This is a genomic window from Lysobacter sp. S4-A87, assembly GCF_022637455.1.
Taxonomy (GTDB): domain Bacteria; phylum Pseudomonadota; class Gammaproteobacteria; order Xanthomonadales; family Xanthomonadaceae; genus Lysobacter_J.
Window position 1 is genome coordinate 464,735 of record NZ_CP093341.1, and the last position, 15,362, is coordinate 480,096.

Annotated in this window: 18 protein-coding genes and 1 pseudogene; 16 read left to right on the forward strand and 3 right to left on the reverse strand. The window is 60.5% G+C overall.

Annotation, left to right across the window (positions count from 1 at the left end; translation table 11 throughout):
* Positions 1–875 precede the first annotated feature (875 nt).
* The 3 genes from MNR01_RS02115 (at position 876) to MNR01_RS02125 (ending at position 3,783) form a co-directional block, all read left to right on the forward strand.
* The gene (locus tag MNR01_RS02115; RefSeq protein ID WP_241919340.1) at positions 876–1,823 is read left to right on the forward strand and encodes a Mu transposase C-terminal domain-containing protein; all 948 of its coding nucleotides are present in this window, start codon (positions 876–878) and stop codon (positions 1,821–1,823) included.
* A 38-nt stretch (positions 1,824–1,861) separates the two neighbouring features.
* Complete coding sequence (locus MNR01_RS02120) at positions 1,862–2,704, forward strand: TniB family NTP-binding protein (RefSeq protein ID WP_241919341.1); 843 nt, start codon at positions 1,862–1,864, stop codon at positions 2,702–2,704.
* A gap of 380 nt (positions 2,705–3,084) precedes the next feature.
* Positions 3,085–3,783, forward strand: a complete 699-nt coding sequence (locus MNR01_RS02125; RefSeq protein ID WP_241919342.1) for a hypothetical protein — start codon at positions 3,085–3,087, stop codon at positions 3,781–3,783.
* A 135-nt stretch (positions 3,784–3,918) separates the two neighbouring features.
* On the opposite strand, the gene MNR01_RS02130 is transcribed toward MNR01_RS02125, so the two are convergent.
* Positions 3,919–4,194, reverse strand: a complete 276-nt coding sequence (locus tag MNR01_RS02130; RefSeq protein WP_345779024.1) for an alpha/beta fold hydrolase — start codon at positions 4,192–4,194, stop codon at positions 3,919–3,921.
* Between the two features lie 77 nt (positions 4,195–4,271).
* Positions 4,272–4,445 carry a hypothetical protein gene (locus MNR01_RS02135; protein ID WP_241920704.1) on the reverse strand — a complete coding sequence of 58 codons (174 nt, stop codon included), beginning with the start codon at positions 4,443–4,445 and terminating at the stop codon, positions 4,272–4,274.
* Between the two features lie 256 nt (positions 4,446–4,701).
* Between MNR01_RS02135 and MNR01_RS02140 the strand changes: the two genes are divergently transcribed.
* From MNR01_RS02140 to MNR01_RS02190, 11 genes and pseudogenes are all read left to right on the forward strand, one after another.
* Complete coding sequence (locus tag MNR01_RS02140) at positions 4,702–5,382, forward strand: type 1 glutamine amidotransferase domain-containing protein (RefSeq protein ID WP_241920697.1); 681 nt, start codon at positions 4,702–4,704, stop codon at positions 5,380–5,382.
* A 32-nt stretch (positions 5,383–5,414) separates the two neighbouring features.
* Complete coding sequence (locus MNR01_RS02145) at positions 5,415–5,804, forward strand: heme-binding protein (RefSeq protein WP_241919343.1); 390 nt, start codon at positions 5,415–5,417, stop codon at positions 5,802–5,804.
* 110 nt (positions 5,805–5,914) lie between these two features.
* Positions 5,915–6,394, forward strand: coding sequence for a cupin domain-containing protein (locus MNR01_RS02150; RefSeq protein ID WP_241919344.1), 480 nt, complete (start codon positions 5,915–5,917; stop codon positions 6,392–6,394).
* 68 nt (positions 6,395–6,462) lie between these two features.
* Entirely contained in the window at positions 6,463–7,332 is an 870-nt protein-coding gene (locus tag MNR01_RS02155) for an alpha/beta hydrolase (protein WP_241919345.1), read from the forward strand.
* A 406-nt stretch (positions 7,333–7,738) separates the two neighbouring features.
* Entirely contained in the window at positions 7,739–8,482 is a 744-nt protein-coding gene (locus MNR01_RS02160) for a HAMP domain-containing sensor histidine kinase (RefSeq protein WP_241919346.1), read from the forward strand.
* Positions 8,483–8,486: 4 nt separating this feature from the next.
* The gene (locus MNR01_RS02165; RefSeq protein WP_241919347.1) at positions 8,487–8,783 is read left to right on the forward strand and encodes a tautomerase family protein; all 297 of its coding nucleotides are present in this window, start codon (positions 8,487–8,489) and stop codon (positions 8,781–8,783) included.
* Between the two features lie 128 nt (positions 8,784–8,911).
* Entirely contained in the window at positions 8,912–9,826 is a 915-nt protein-coding gene (locus MNR01_RS02170) for a LysR substrate-binding domain-containing protein (protein WP_241919348.1), read from the forward strand.
* A 128-nt stretch (positions 9,827–9,954) separates the two neighbouring features.
* Positions 9,955–10,683: a DsbA family oxidoreductase gene (locus tag MNR01_RS02175; RefSeq protein ID WP_241919349.1), complete on the forward strand. Its 729-nt coding sequence runs from the start codon at positions 9,955–9,957 to the stop codon at positions 10,681–10,683.
* Between the two features lie 451 nt (positions 10,684–11,134).
* Positions 11,135–11,464 carry an antibiotic biosynthesis monooxygenase family protein gene (locus MNR01_RS02180; protein ID WP_241919350.1) on the forward strand — a complete coding sequence of 110 codons (330 nt, stop codon included), beginning with the start codon at positions 11,135–11,137 and terminating at the stop codon, positions 11,462–11,464.
* A gap of 76 nt (positions 11,465–11,540) precedes the next feature.
* Positions 11,541–11,708: pseudogene (locus MNR01_RS02185) on the forward strand (IS30 family transposase); the annotation flags it as partial.
* Positions 11,709–11,812: 104 nt separating this feature from the next.
* Entirely contained in the window at positions 11,813–12,835 is a 1,023-nt protein-coding gene (locus MNR01_RS02190; RefSeq protein ID WP_241919351.1) for an IS110 family transposase, read from the forward strand.
* Positions 12,836–13,255: 420 nt separating this feature from the next.
* Here the strand turns inward: MNR01_RS02190 and MNR01_RS02195 are convergent, their stop codons facing one another.
* The gene (locus MNR01_RS02195; protein WP_241919352.1) at positions 13,256–14,086 is read right to left on the reverse strand and encodes an enoyl-CoA hydratase/isomerase family protein; all 831 of its coding nucleotides are present in this window, start codon (positions 14,084–14,086) and stop codon (positions 13,256–13,258) included.
* A gap of 238 nt (positions 14,087–14,324) precedes the next feature.
* Between MNR01_RS02195 and MNR01_RS02200 the strand changes: the two genes are divergently transcribed.
* Both MNR01_RS02200 and MNR01_RS02205 read left to right on the forward strand, forming a co-directional pair.
* Positions 14,325–14,750, forward strand: coding sequence for a DUF6130 family protein (locus MNR01_RS02200; RefSeq protein WP_241919353.1), 426 nt, complete (start codon positions 14,325–14,327; stop codon positions 14,748–14,750).
* 22 nt (positions 14,751–14,772) lie between these two features.
* Positions 14,773–15,303: a cytochrome P460 family protein gene (locus MNR01_RS02205; RefSeq protein WP_241919354.1), complete on the forward strand. Its 531-nt coding sequence runs from the start codon at positions 14,773–14,775 to the stop codon at positions 15,301–15,303.
* Positions 15,304–15,362 lie beyond the last annotated feature (59 nt).

Below are 15,362 nucleotides of genomic sequence, written 5' to 3' on the forward strand. Positions count from 1 at the left end.
GACACAGCGCAGTGCTTCTCTGCGACGTGGGAACGCCGGTCGCTCACCGTGGGCGCGCTTGCAAGATTGCTCGCATTGAGTCCTTCGATCGAGTTGTTGTCCAGGACGATGTGACCGGCGAGCAGCTGCCGGCTAACCCCCATGAACTTCGACTGCTGAATAGCGAGAGAGCTCCCGAGGTGCGGAGCGTGGGCGATAAGGAGATCAAGAGGGCAATCAGGTTGACAGCACTTCTTCTCCCCCTAGTTGACAGGCGGATAAGTGCCGAAGAGCTCTCCACACTTCAGCGAAAGACCAGGCTCGGCAAGACGCAGATCTACGAATACTTGAAAAAGCTGCGTGTCTCTCCCTGTCCAGCAGCCATAGTCCGCGCCCGGTCTGGCTTCCCGAAAGGAAGGAGCCGTCTGAGCAGTGCTGTTGAAGCAATCATTTCCCGCGAAATCCGCAAAGCCGCTCGCAAGCCAGGCGCGCGCACTATCCAATCTGTTTTCGAGGATATAGAGGCCACCTGTGTTCCGTTAGGGCTGTCTCCTCCCTCGATTCAGACGGTGCGCACTCGTATAGCTACGCAACGACACGAGTTACTACACAGGAGGCGGCGTGGGAAGCGCCGTGCGATTGAGGAGACGAGAGCACTCCCCGGCACCATGCGAAGAGGTCTGCCGCTTGAATTAGAAGAGATAGATCACTCGCCGCTAGACATCACCTTGGTGGACTCGAAGAACCGAGTGCCCATTGGGCGGGCTCAGATGACTCTGGTCATGGATGTCGGAGAGAGCGCCTTTATGGGATTCCATATCGGAATTGACCCCCCGTCGCTACTGTCAGTCGCACTCGCTTTCACACATGCCGTGCTACCGAAGGAGCAATGGTTAATGGAGCACGACCTCCCGGAGGACAGCTGGCCGATGTACGGCCTGCCCAAGAAGGTCCGCACGGACCGGGCTGCAGAGTTCAGGGGATTACAGTTCAAGGGTTCGTGTAAAGCGTGGGGAATTGAGCCTCTGCTTCGTCGAAAGAAGGAAGATGGCGGCATCATCGAACGCGGCATCGGCAAAATACAGGCTCGTGCGGCGCTGGAACCCGGTGCAACCGGAAGCGATCCAAAGAAGCAGCGTGGAGAACGAGATCCTTCGGATTATGCCCAGATGTCGATCAAGGAGGCAGAACGTTGGCTTGCGCGGGAAATTACGGGGCGCTTTCACTACGAGCGCAATGACGAGCTTGGCATGTCACCAAGCCAAGCCTGGCAAGCGGCGCATTCTACGGGAGGGGAGCTCCGTCTTCCGCCTATCGTCTCAAACCAGAAGGAATTCCTGATTTCTTTCTTGCCATGGGAGATGAGATGCGTCACACCAAAAGGGGTGCAACTGTTCAAAGAGTTCTACTATTGCAGCGAGCTAATTCCGTTCGTCGGGAACAAGATCAAGTACAAGGTGCACTATGACCCGAGGCGGCTGGGTCGCATCTACATTGAGGCAGGGAAGGATCCTAAGGATCCTATCACCGTGCCCTATGCGGACCCGTCGAAGCCCTGCTTGCCGAAGTTCGAGGTAGATGCTCGTCGTAGGCGCCAGAAGGAGGCGTATCCCAACGAGTATGATCGAGCGCAGCGCGTGGCCCACAATACCGCGCAGGCGGCCGACCGACGAACTTCGAAAATGAAAACTCGCGAGGCGCGGCGTAAGGAACGCTTGCACCAGGCGGCAGTCCAAGCGGGAGCGGACATTCCTCGCGATCACGATCCGCCGCCGTCGCCGCCGAAGAAGGTAACGGTCGACTATAACCGCCGTCCAAAGGTGAGTGTTGGCGGTGTTGTGTGAGTAGCTATCAGCACATTGACTCTCGCTTGTGGCCGCTTATGGAAGGGTCGAACGAACAGCGAATTGACTATGTATTGTTCCCGCGATTCATTCCCTATCCAAGGGCTGAGTATCTGTTGGGGGAGATAGGCGACCTTCGCCGAATGGACGTCAGCCCCCGACCAAAATGCATACTCGTGTCCGGTGCTCCTGGCTTTGGCAAGAGCATGATCCTCAAGGAAGCGCTGAGGCTGTATGGAGCTGAAATAAGCGAAGCCAGTGAAGTCGGGAGGAAACGGTGGCCGTTCTTTGGCATTGAGCTTCCGCCGATGAGCGACATTCGACCGCTGTATGGCAGGGTGCTCACCAAACTAGGAATTCCGCACTCGTTGGAGGACAAGCCGTCGTTGCTGCACGAGCAAACGTGCACCGCTCTAGACGGCGCGTACACGGTGCTGCTCGGACTGGATGAGATCCATAATCTCCTCGCGACAAAAAAGACCGAAGAGTGCATGACAGCGCTTCGTGATATCACCAATCATGGTGTCGCGTTGCTTTGCGCGGGCGTAGAATCTGCTAGAAATGTGATCAGTGCCGATGCACAGATGGCGGATCGTTTCCGGTGCCATCGTCTACAGCCGTGGATATGCAATGACGACACGCGCGACTTCCTTGCCACGCTCGAGACACGTCTACCATTGCGCGATCCTTCCGGATTGGACCGTCAGGAAATGCTCGAGGCTATCGTGCTCCTGTCGCATGGGAGCCTGGGCAAGATGGTGACCGGTGTACGCGAAGCGGCCCGGGACGTGATACGAGACGGCCGTGAGTGCATAGGTCTTGACGATACTAAGCTTGCAATGTGTCGGCAGATTGCAGAGGGCTACGACGTGTTTGCGTGAGACTTAGTATGGACTTTCGATCGCCTCATTTCGGAGAGACCTTGTCGTCATACCTCGCGGCGTGGCGCGGCCACTTCTCGGTGAAGCGCGACGTAATGATGGCGCGAATTCAGCGGGCTAATCCGAGTGCGTCTGTCGCTCTCGCGGTTGACCCAGACCTACCATCGATGCCGGGTTGGTCGGCGGCTGTCGCTAGCGTCACTCAGCTTTCGCAGGAGGTTATCGACACCGTTGCCAATCCGTGTGGCTTTTGGTATCTGGCGCCTCCAGTGCGAACGAATGCCTGCCTTGCTTGCCTCGCTGAAGCGGAGAGCACTGCATCTCAATGGCGGGACCACATGTGGGCACATTCGACAGTAACGACCTGCTGGCTGCATGACATGCCACTGATCGAGGTCCCCGCCGTTGGTTGGGAGTGGGCGGAACTACCGGGCATTCAGCGGCGAAATCGACGGCGGCTAATGCTGCGACCCGAGATTGGCGCGGACGCGGTGATGAGTGCCTGGAAACGCGTGCCCGAACAGTACCGACGTGCGATCTTCGTTGCTGAAGCGAGCGTGTGGGCGTTGGGAATCGGCAACGCGCGCATGCTTGAGGCGCTGCGATACATGGACGACGACTCCGAGGGCGTATGGCGTGACCTCCTGACTCTGCTGTGTGTTTCGTGGCAGAACGTCAGCGCACCGAGCCTGGCACTTCTCGGCGTGCCGCTAACTCTTTATGGTGAACATGGCGTTCAGCGTTTCGGGGGTCGCAACCGACCAGTGCTGTTGGAGGACCCGAGATTCAGCTCTTTCTGCGCACTTGGTGAGCCATCAGAGCGGCGCGCATGCATGCTGATGGCGATGGACGCGATCAGGCATGAGTACTTGGTCGAGCTACTGCCCCTCTTTGGTACGGAAAAGTTCGGCTGGAAGAAAATAGTGAAGGGGATGCCGGCGGAGGCCTGGGCGTGGCTGGAGTCGCGAGCGGAGTCGTGGCCGCCCCGCTGGAGATATCGCTTCGGCGATTGGCGCGAACTGCGCGAGTCGAGGCCACGTTCGATAGCGGACGCGAGACGTCTTCGTGGTCTATTGTAGTTGGTTGCGGAGGAGGGAATCGGCGGTGAGGATGCGTTGCATGGCATGGGGGAGCGACCGGAGATACCGCAAATCCGAACGATCCCCGTAGCACCGATAAACCTCGCTTATCGGCAGTAGGCGCGCGAGCGCCCCTCAACGCGGCGCCAGCACCGCCAACGCAATCTCGCGAAATGCTTCCCGAACGGCCGCAGGATCCTCGATCCATGGGAAGTGTCCCGCGCCAGGGATCTCGCGCACCATGACGTTGGGCCAGTTGAAGCCCGCGGCGCTCCAGGCTCGCTGGCTGACGATGCGGTCGTTGGCGCCCCAAAGGCGCAGCACCGGGATGCCGGTGGGCCACCAGAGTGCCTCGTATGTTTGGTCGAAGTGCGCATCCGACCACTCGACCGCCGCGCTGTTGTACGGCATGCGCGAGAGCAGTGCGCGCCCGGCAATCAGGCCCGCGAGAGTGAAGTTCCATTGCGCTAACGCAATGACCAGCTTCGTCAGTCGATCGATCTGTTTCGCTCGTACTCTTCGAGGGAAGCGTCGAATCCTGGCAGCGGACGGTTGCGGGTCATCTCGACGTACTCGGCATGCCAGCCACTGTCCGGGGCGGTGTCCACCAGTGCCAGGCCGCGAATGCGGCCCTTCACGCCGGGCGTCGCGAGGAGGTGCATACCGCCCGTTGAGTGCCCCACGAAGACGGCGTCCGGAACGGAAATACCTGTGGTTCCTCAAACCGATACCAAAGCTGGATAGACACGGCTCGATCGATGGATGCACTCTCACAACCATCGAGGCATGGCAGAACGAAGCGTCGGATTCGAAAGACTTGCGCAGTGCCGCGTATCCAAACATTGATTGAGAAATCCGCTGGTGAGCAGGGGCGGTATGCAAGTACCCAACCACGACGCCAAACCGATGGAGAAGAACATGCGCATTCTTATGGTTCTGACATCGCACGACACCCTCGGAGACACTGGGCGGAAGACCGGATTCTGGCTGGAGGAGTTTGCTTCCCCCTATTACGTCTTTACCGACGCGGGAGCGTCTGTGACGGTGGTGTCACCGAAGGGGGGGCAACCACCGATCGACCCCAAGAGTGACGATCCCGACAACCAGACCGAGGCGCAAACGCGCTTCAAGGCTGACAGGGATGCAATTGCTGTCCTCGCCAACACCCTTCGTTTGGATTCCATCTCGCCGGCCGATTTCGACACCGTCTTCTATCCGGGAGGTCACGGGCCCATGTGGGATCTCGCGGAGGATCCCGTTTCGATCAAGTTGATAGAAGCGTTCTACGACAGCGGTAAACCCGTGGCTGCGGTATGTCATGCGCCCGGAGTGTTGCGTCACGTAACACACGATGGAGAGCCCATCGTCAAGGGAAAGCGCGTCGCGGGATTCACCAACACGGAAGAGGAAGAAGTGCAGCTCACCAAGGTCGTACCCTTCCTTGTTGAGGATGAACTGAAGCGTCAAGGCGGGCTGTATCAGAAGACCGATAACTGGTTTCCATTCGCCGTCGTGGATGGTCTCCTGATCACGGGTCAGAATCCTGCATCCTCCACGATTACCGCTCAGACGCTGCTTAGCATCATGAACAGGCGGTAGGTCTCGATTGCAACTTTGGAAGAGGGCGAACCATGGATATTCTCACGACAGCAAAGTTATTGGCCGAGCGCGTGGAAGCCGAGGCGGCAAAGGTCAGGATTCCAGTGTCGGTTTGCGTCGTGGACATTCATGGAAACCTTGTGCTCCAACATCGAATGAATGACGCTCCGGCGTTTTCGATGGAGATCTCGGAGCGAAAGGCCTATACCTCGGCGCTCGTTGGGGTGCGCACAGCTGATCTTCTACCGCTCGTGCAGCCAGGTCAGTCTCTCTTCGCGCTTCTAACAATGGCTGGTGGGCGTTACACCGCGATGGGCGGAGGCGCGCCCCTCAAGCATGAAGGCAGGTTGTTCGCCGGGGTAGGTGTAAGTGGCGGCACCGTCGAACAGGACATAGCGATCGTCGATGCAGCGCTTTCATAGGCAATCAACCGGGTCGGCATGCACCGAGCTGCAATGAACCCGGCGCGATGCATGACCGGATTGAATGATCTTCGAACCTGCATTCGGGAGTCGACCGGATGGATCACAATATGATCATCTTGCACGCAGCCGTTGGCCTTATGGCATGCACGGGGACATGCTCCGCACAGGGCGCTGGACTGCCCTCCAACGCCTTCGGTTCTGTATTGCAGGAAGGTATCCAATGGGCGCCATTCGCTGCATTTCCCGCGCAGGCTCGTCTGGCGGTGCTGGTCGGCGACCCGAAGAGTCCCGGGCCTTACGTGGTGCGGGTGAAGGTCCCCGCTGACCTGAGGCTGATGCCACATACTCACCCCGAGGACCGGGTCTATACGGTCATCTCCGGTGTCTTTTACATAGGGCTCGGACCGAAGTTCGAAGAATCAAAACTGATCGCCTACGCCCCTGGGAGCGTTGTGGTGCTGCCCGCTCACACTCCTCACTTTCACCGAGCGAAGTCAGGCGAGTACGTTACCCAGGTTACGGGCTATGGTCCGCTTGGCATTGAATACGTCGAGGCCACGGACGATCCACGCAAGCACGCGCCATGAGCCTTAGGGGTCTGCTCAGCACGGTCGGCGGTCACCCCGCATGGCGCCGGTCGTGCGGTGTCCTTCCAGTGTCCTGTTCGGAAACCACCAGCTATCAGACCATGATGGTCGATGGAGTCCGCATCTTCTATCGCGAGGCCGGGCAGGCGAATCCATCGACGATTGTGCTCTTGCACGGGTTTCCTTCTTCTTCCCGTCAGTTCGACGTCCTTATCCCGCTATTGGCGCCCTACTATCATGTGGTAGCGCCGGACTATCCTGGCTTCGGCCATAGTGATTCGCCGCCTCCCTCTTCGTACGAGTACACGTTTGACCATCTCTCGGAGTCGGTCGATCGTTTTCTCGAGATGAAAGGAATCGATCGGTGCACCTTTTATCTGCACGACTATGGCGGCCCGGTCGGGTTCCGCGTGATCCTGGCGCGACCGCAACGGGTGCAGGCGATTGTTGTCCAGAATGCCAACGCCTACGAAGAGGGTCTTGGAGCGAAATGGGCGGCCATCCGCGAGTACTGGAGAGACCCTGAGAGCCATCCCGAAGTGGTTGACGCGTTCCTTTCGCGGGAGAGCACAGAGCAGCGTCACACGCTCGGCACCTCTTACCGGGAGCGGTACAACCCGGATGCATGGACCGACGAGTCCGCGCACCTGTCGAAGCCGGGCCAACGGGAGATCCAAGGCCTTCTTCTCTACGACTACCGTACGAACGTTGCGTCCTACCCCGTCTGGCAGGCATGGCTGCGCAAGCAGCAGCCAAGTGCCTTGGTGATATGGGGAAAGAATGATCCATCGTTCATCGCAGCGGGTGCGGACGCATACAAACGGGACCTGCCGGGGGGAGAGTTTCACCTGTTGGACGCAGGACACTTCGCGCTCGATGAGAAGGTCGACGAGGTCTCCTTGCTTATGCTGTCCTTCCTGGATAGGCACGTGAAGTAGCTGGCCCGTAGCGCCGATATGGAAGCCACTAGAAACGGCCGAGCGGTGGCACGCCGCACTCGGCGGGCATCCCCCTTCGACGCGATGACGCGAACTGCCAGCTCGATGTTCTCGTAGCTTCGGCCTCGCCAATCGGAACCTGACGGCCGGCACTTCGGGCCCCGCCGATAGCGAGCCAATACTCGTCAAGGGTGAATCGAACATGCATGACGGAGGTCCGTGCACAGCCGGAGCGGGGCAGGCGCGTCAGGTGGCGTTACACCCCACATAAGCGATCGACCGTCCGTTGACCTGAGTGGCGTGATCGGAATCTCGGCAGGAATCGACACCTTCGTCCAAGAGGCGCGAGAGGCCGATCGTGCTCCAATTGGCAGAAATCGGTCACTGTATTCAACAGGGGAAGCGAATGCTCGTTTCAAGCGAATCACGCGAGATAATTGAGATGAGACAACTCGCCATCGTGGCCCATGAGTTGCGCAATCCACTTTCCGCGGCGTGGTGCGCCGTTCGCATGCTAGGGCGTGCCAGTCATGGCGTGGCCGAGATTGACCACGCCTTGCCGCTGATCGATCAGCAGCTCGGATACATCGCGCGAATCGTTGACGATCTGGTGGATGTCGCGAGCGTAACGTCTGGAAAGTTCACGCTGCAAAAGAAGAATGTGGATCTTTCTGATTTGCTGCGTGGGGCCGTCAACGCGTGCTGCCAGCGAGTTGATATTGGAGGACGGGAGTTCAATTTGCAGGTGGCGAAAAGCCCTATCCAGGTGAATGCAGATCCGTTGCGACTGATGCAGGTATTCGCTAATTTGCTTGACAACGCCGTCAAATACTGCAGCCCCTGTGGTCGGATCGGCGTCACGATAGAGCGAAATCGCGACGAAGCTGTCGTCACTGTCGAGGATGATGGCGTCGGCATCAGCGTTGACGTGCTGCCCCGCATATTCGATATGTTCATGCAAGGCGATACGCCCACGATCACCAGTTCGCGAGGGCTTGGCGTGGGACTGGCGGTTGCGAAACAAGTCATCGAGGGTCATGGCGGGCACATCGAGGCACGCAGTGCTGGCGTCGGAGCTGGAAGTCGCTTCATCGTGCGACTTCCGCTGGAGAGCATGATGCGCGCGCTCATAGACGAACTAAAGGATTGAACCAATGGCCATCCTCACAATCGACCTGCGCACCGGGCGGACGGACGAACAGAAGCGGGCATTCGCGGCGGCGCTGCTCGACGTGGTGAGCGAAGCCACGGGCGAGCCGCGCGAGAACATCCACCTGATCCTGCATGAGAACCCCGGCATCAACTTCGTCGAGAACGCGAAGCACCTCCCGGAGTTCGGCAGTGCGTCCACGAAACCCTCAGGAGGCACTGAACATGCCGCTGATCCAGTGCCATCTATCGAAGAAGTTATCGCCCGAACGGAAACAGCGCCTGATGGCGGGCCTTGTTGATGCGACGATTCGCGCGCTCGGGGCCGATCCGAGCACGATAACCATAGTCCTGAACGAGCACGACGCCGCGAACGTGCGCGAGCTCGCGTTCGTACCCGCGGGCAATAGCAGTCCAGGCAGCTAACCCGATGGACCGCTTCGAGGCCATGAAGACCTTCATTGCTGCGATCGACGAGGGCAGTCTCGCCGGCGCGAGCCGCAAGACCGGGCGCTCCGCGGCGGCGGTGAGCCGCGCCGTCGCGTTCCTGGAGGGGCGTGTCGGCGTCCCGCTGCTGCACCGCTCCACGCGCTCGATCAAGTTGAGCGAGGCGGGTGAGCGCTACGCCACCGCGGCACGCCGTGTTCTGGCCGAACTCGAAGAGGCCGAACGCCAGGCCGCGGGCGAACGGTCCGTGCCGCGCGGCACGCTGACGATAACTTCGACCGTGTACGCGGGCGTGGAGGTGTTGCGTCCCATCGTCGATGCCTTCATGGACGAGCATCCGACCGTGCAGGTACGGATGCAGCTGGTCGAGCGCGCGGTCAACCTGATAGACGAAGGCATGGATCTCGCGCTGCGCATCACGCATCTGGCCGATTCCAGCCTGGTTGCGCATGCCGTTGGAGATGTACGCCGCGTAGTCGTCGCCGCCCCGCGCTATCTGGCCATGCACCCGCGCATCGACGAAATCGCAGACTTGACCAAACACGACATCATCACCACGGCGCACATGGGCATGGAGTCATGGAGCTTCACGCCCGCCGATGACGGCTCGCAGATCCCGCGCACGTTGTCGTTCACGCCGCGTCTGGTGGTGAACAACGTTCACGCCGCGATCGCTTCCGTGGTCGAAGGCCATGGCATCGCGCGCGTACTGTCGTACCACGTCGCGCCGCAACTCGAACAGGACGCGTTGCGCATCATCCTCGCGCATGCCGAGCCCAAGCCCATCCCGGTTCACCTGGTCTCGCCGCAGGGACGGCTCGCCGTGCCGAAGGTGCGGGCATTCGTCGATTTCGCCCTGCCGAGGCTACGGGCCGCCTTCGGGCGCCTGCGCCCGTAGGCGGGCGATCACACCGTTTCGCGCAACAATGTCTGCCTGACGACGTGGATTCGCAAGCCGTCGCCCGGCACCTAGATTGGGCTCCGTCGGAATTACCCGACGCTCCTCCGCAATCTTGGAACCTACCCATGAACAATTTCAGCAAAGTCACCGTTGTCACCGGCGCTTCCCAGGGCGTCGGCGGACCCCGCGGAGGCGAAGTGATGCGTCGCAAGCTGCATTTGCAGGTCGTGATCGACTTGATCTGCCCCTGGTGCTTCATCGGGAAGCGCAGCCTCGACCAGGCGCTGGTGCGTCTGGCCGCGCAGGGCGTGGACATCGAAATTGATTGGCTGCCGTACCTGCTCAATCCGGATCTGCCCGACGATGGCATGGATCGGAAGCAGTTCCGATCCAAACGCTTCGGCTGGGAAACCGCGCTCGCGATGGACGCGCGCGCAGTCGAAGCCGGCAAGCGCGTGGGTGCGAATTTCGACTACGGGAGGCAGACCCGCACGTCCAACACCGTTACCGCCCATGCGCTGGTGCGCCTTGCGAGCGAGGAGGGCGGGGCTGGGCAGCAGGAGCGTCTCGTCGATGCGCTCTTTGTCGCTTACTTCGAGCAGGGCCAGGACATCGGCGATCACGCAGTGCTCGCACGCATCGCGCATGCGGTTGGCCTGCGCGAGGGAGCGGTGCAACGTGCAATCTCGGGCCTTGACACGGTGCGCGGACTCGCGGCGGACGTACTTGAGACCGGGTTGACCGGCGTACCCAGCTACCTCGTCGGCGGGAATCTGCTTTGGAGCGGCTCGCAGGACGTGGAGGGCTACGTGCAGCGCCTGCTTCGCGCCGCGGACGTGCTGGCGGGTTCTTAACGAACTGTATTCGCGGGGCGCGCCACCTGGCCGATTCCTCGCAAGCGCGAAATGGCGCCATCGAAATGACCGGGGGCTCCGGCCTCCGGCAGACCAAGCTGGACCGTAACACCCTGACCACCGGGCTTCGCCTCGCCTTCCTCGTACACGTGGATGGCATCGGTGCTGTACTCGCCCCGCTGGTTCTGACTGCATTGCTCGCCTACGGATACTTCGATCCTGATTGCAGGGTGGGGCACATCCCTGGCCGCCAGGACAGCACCAGGCCGATCAAACAACGACAGGGGCCGGACGCTATGCGTCTCGCCGGAAAGCTGAGGCCGATTCGAAGAGAAATCGGTTGGTCAAAGTCGCGATCATTCCGCTTTCGCCGTATCTCGACGGCTAAAAAAAGCTAGAGCCGCTGAAATCTCGTATGATCAATTCGCTTTTCGCCCCAGGTTGAAACGCCGTGATTGTCTTCATCAATGTCTTCCAAGTCGATCCGCCCAATCAACAGCGATTGGTCGATATATTGACCAAGGTCACCGGCGAGATCGTCAGCAAAGCGCCTGGGTTCGTTTCGTCGACCCTTCATCGCAGCACAGACGGCAGCAAGGTCACCATGTACGCTAAATGGGCCAGCCTCGCTGACTATGAGGCCATGCGCCAAGACCCAGCCCCACGCCCATTTCTCGAGGAAGCCCTGTCATTCGCTACATTTGCTCCCGGCATGTATGAGGTTGTTGGCGAGTTCCGTTCGAAAACGACGGATGGAAAATCCAGGTCCCCTCCGCTTTGAAGGTCCGCTAAGGGTTGCGGGCTCAACCGGTCGATGCAACACACTGATGACTGCCTCAGCAGCAGGAGTGTTGCAGATGAAGTACCGGGCAAGGATCTGTTACACGGAAAGCCAGAGGGCCCAGATGTGGGACCGATGGCAGCAGGGCGAGTCGCTGCATCAGATCGCACGGCTGTTTGATCGGCGCCACAGCTCGGTTCGTGAGATCCTGGCCGAGTCCGGTGGGAACCGACCACCTCCTCGCCGTTAGCAATGGGATGGACTCCTCCTCACCTTGGCACCTGATGGGTGCCAGACTGAATTTCCGAAGACAGTCGCGGCGAGAAGGAGCCCACCATCAACGAGCTTATGCGCATTGGGGTCGACTTGGCCAAGAACGTGTTCCAGGTGCACGGCGTGGATCGCCAGGAACGACCAGCATGGTGCAGGCGGCTGTCTCGAGACCGCTGGCTGCAGGCGGTGAAAGAGGCGGCGCCGGCCGGATGCGAAATCGGAATGGAGAGCTGCGGCGGCGCCCATCACTGGGCTCGGCAACTGCAGGCCCGCGGATTCCGCGTGAAGCTGATCGCTCCGCAGTTCGTGAAGCCTTATGTGAAGAGCAACAAGAACGACGCCAACGACGCGGAAGCGATATGCGAGGCAATGAGCCGACCCAGCATGCGCTTCGTGTCGGTGAAGTCGGTGGAGCAACAGGATATTCAGGCCGCTCACCGCATTCGTGCAGGCTTGGTGGAGCAGCGCACGGCCAAGGCCAACCAGATCCGCGGGTTGGTAGCGGAGTACGGACTGGGCGCTCCCAAGGAACTGTTGTCCCTGCGTCGCGCGATTCCCTGCTGGCTGGAAGATGCTGATAACGGCCTTAGCGATCGTTTCCGTCATCTGCTCGATGGGCTGTGGCACGACGTACGCGCTTTGGATGACCGCGTCGCCGAACTCGACGCAGACATCGGCGCCATTGCCAAAAGCGATCCGGATGCTGTGCGGCTCCAACAACTTCGTGGCGTCGGGCCGATGATCGCCACGGCATTGGTGGCCGCAGTGGGTGACGCCAAGCAGTTTGCCAATGGCCGCCAGCTGTCGGCGTCGTTGGGCCTGACGCCCCGTCAGCATAGTTCGGGTGGAAAAGAGCGCCTTCTTGGCATCAGCAAACGCGGCGATGCCTATCTACGGTCCTTGTTGGTGCATGGTGCGCGGGCGATGCTGCGAACGGCTAAGGGCAAAGAGGACCGACTTAGTAGATGGGTCTGCCGACTGGCAGAACGGTCACATCCCAACGTGGCCTGCGTGGCCTTGGCCAACAAGACCGCGCGCATGGCCTGGGCCATGCTGCGCCACGGCACCAACTATCAACCGGACCTTGCTGCCGCCTGACAACTAGGAAATCCCCCTGCGAACAACCTGCAGATGGCAAACCGGTCGGACCGGCGTCGGCAAACCCCTAAATGTCCTGGTGCGTAAGCACGTGATAGCGATTGGGAGCCGGCACGCGAATAGCCCATCAAGGCCCAGCATCGCTAAGCGATTCAATCAGTCCGAGGCCGGATATACGTGCGCAGTCGACTAGGGCGCCGGATGCAGGATGCTTGCAGCCAGAGGAGGAGTCCATATACGGACGTCGGGGTAAGGCGAAACTGTGCTCTTACGGCGCCTGAGGAGGGCGGTGATAAGCAGGTCTTGCCCCTTCCGGACCGTCGCCCTGTGATCGCAAAATTGCCTCGGCTGTCCACGGCCGACATTGTCTTCCGATCTATGCTGGAGTGCCGCTTGTGGACGCTTCGGGCATAGGAGCGTCTAACGCTTCGGGGCTTCAGCCGCGACGTTGCGCCCGAGCTCCAACTCCATTTCGGAACGCGTCTGGAGTCCCGACTCGAGCAGTCGCGTCACGCGAGTCATGGTGCCGGGCCTCGCGATCGAGCGATAGAACTGTTCCAGCGCCGGCGGAAATAGCGAGTCGTCGGGCAGCGAGACTTCGTCGACGAAGCGCTTCGCCTCGACCAGCGATTGCCTGTCGAAGCTCGCGATGCGGCGGGCGAATGCATCCACGAACGTATCTAACTCGGCGTCGGGTACCGCGCGATTGACGTAGCCGTATCGTTCGGCGAGGTCACCGGGGAAATCGTCCGCACCGAGCACGACTTCCAGGGCGCGCCCGCGGCCCATTAGACCCGCCAGGCGGGCCATCGGATTACCTCCGGGCACGGCACCGACGCCCACCTCGAACTGCCCCAGCACCGCCTTCTCGCGACTGGCGAAGCGCATGTCGCACGCGAGGGCGAATTCGCTCCCTGCGCCGCGCGCGCGCCCCCGTATGGCCGCGATCGACACCACTGGTGCCCGGCTAATGCGTGCCAGCACGTCGAGCCAGGGTCGCATGCCTGTCGGGCCGTCGGGCATCGATGCTGAACGCTCGCGATCGCTCAATACGTCGTAATGGGCGAGGAAGAAATCCGGATCGAGGCTGTGGAACACAATCACCTTCACGTCGACGTCCTGCTCCAAGGTGGCGACCAGGCGCGAAAGCTCGTCGATGGTGTCCAGGTCGATCAGGTTGATCGGCGGATTATGGAACGTCGCGTGCCAGTAGCCCGTGGCGGGCTGCGTGATCTCGATCTGCTTGTGCACGGCGCATTACCTCTTCGGACATGGTGGACAGTGACGGCCGATGGCCAGTCGCTGACCCGAGGATAGATAGCTGCGTCTGGAAAGGAAGCAGACAAAGGTGTTGGTACCTCCGTCGATTCCCGAGGGAGCGGCGGCGCATTGCACCAAGGTATCGATCAACACCTTTGTGCAATTCCCGTGCGACCGTCGCGCTGGTCAGATGGCGTCCATCTTCCAGGCAGATCGCAGGAACCGGGACATGAACAGGTACGCCAGAATGCTCGCCGCATCTGCCATTGCCACGATGATTGCGCCCGACGCATTTTCGCAAACGGCTCGGTCGCTAGTCGTTCCTTATGAGAACGAGCCTCCACCGAAGCTGACCATCGAACCGCCCCTGCCCGGGCCGCTCGCCAAAGGCGTTGCGTTCATCCCGTACCGCGTCGAGAACCTGCGCATCCTTCCGGTCGGCGGAGCGTCGGCGCGTCAACTGTCGCCACGCGTTGGGCACATCCACGTAACCGTCGACGACCTGCCTTGGCAATGGGCGGATTACGGTCAGAGCGACACCATCATCCTGGTCAATCTGCCTCGCGGGGAGCACAAGGTCCTGATCGAGGCGGTAGATCCGGAAGGGGGCCTGCTCACCTCGCAGAGCATCAAATTCACAGCACCCGGCAAGTGACCAATCGTTCGGAGGACACCCCATGAAGCGCACGAGCAAGGCATTGATCGCGGGCGCCACCGCGCTGATCGTTGTAGTCGGAACCGCATTCTCCGCGCAGGACAAATACACGCTGAAATCCGCGGGTGGCATCGCCTTCGCTGATTTTCGCGGCTACGAAGACTGGGCGGTCGTGTCGTCGGCCCGGACCGACGAGGTGCTCAAAGTGATCGTCGCCAACCCGGCCATGATCAAGGCCTACAAGGCGGGCGTGCCGAAGAACGGCCAGTCATTCCCGGAAGGTTCGAAGATCGTGAAACTGCAGTGGAAGCCGAAGAAGAGCAGCGAGGCGCCATTCGCCGTGGACGTGCCCGATGTGTTCACGCAGGCGTTTGTGATGGAGAAGGACAGCAAGCGGTTCCCGAAGACCGGCGGATGGGGTTATGCGCTCTTCAACTACGACGCGCCATCCGACAAGTTTGTGGTCGATCCGAGTCCCGTCGACTGCGGGCAAGCGTGCCACGTGAAAGTGAAAACCAAGGACTACATCTTCCACCCCTACCAGAAACGTTGAAGCGCGCGGCCCGGCCGCACGCACTTCGACGTCCATCGAATTGCACCATAGACCCCACC